Below are 431 nucleotides of genomic sequence, written 5' to 3' on the forward strand. Positions count from 1 at the left end.
GCGCACGGCAATTGCAATCGCCGCACCAAGCGATTATTCCGGCGCTCATGAGCAAAAACCCAATCCACATCATCGGCGGCGGCCTCGCCGGTTCCGAAGCCGCCTGGCAGGCAGCGCAAGCCGGCGTGCCCGTCATCCTGCATGAAATGCGGCCCGTTCGTGGCACCGATGCGCACAAGACCGATAGCCTGGCCGAGCTCGTCTGTTCCAATTCCTTCCGCTCCGACGACGCCGACAACAACGCGGTCGGCCTGTTGCACGCCGAAATGCGGCTGGCCGGCTCGTTGATCATGAGCGCCGGCGACGCCAACCAGGTTCCGGCCGGCGGCGCGCTGGCCGTCGATCGCGACGGATTCGCCGATGCCGTGACGAAAAAACTCGAAGCACACCCGCTGATCACCATCCGGCGCGAGGAAGTGCCAGGTCTGCCG

Annotated in this window: 1 protein-coding gene; it reads left to right on the forward strand. The window is 65.4% G+C overall.

Features of this window, described 5'->3' with window-relative positions:
- Positions 1-47: 47 nt before the first annotated feature.
- The coding region (locus EN925_RS39300) for an FAD-dependent oxidoreductase (RefSeq protein WP_128337518.1) at positions 48-431 on the forward strand (384 nt) is incomplete at its 3' end.

Source organism: Mesorhizobium sp. M7A.F.Ca.US.006.04.2.1 (assembly GCF_004022915.1).
GTDB lineage: Bacteria > Pseudomonadota > Alphaproteobacteria > Rhizobiales > Rhizobiaceae > Mesorhizobium > Mesorhizobium ciceri.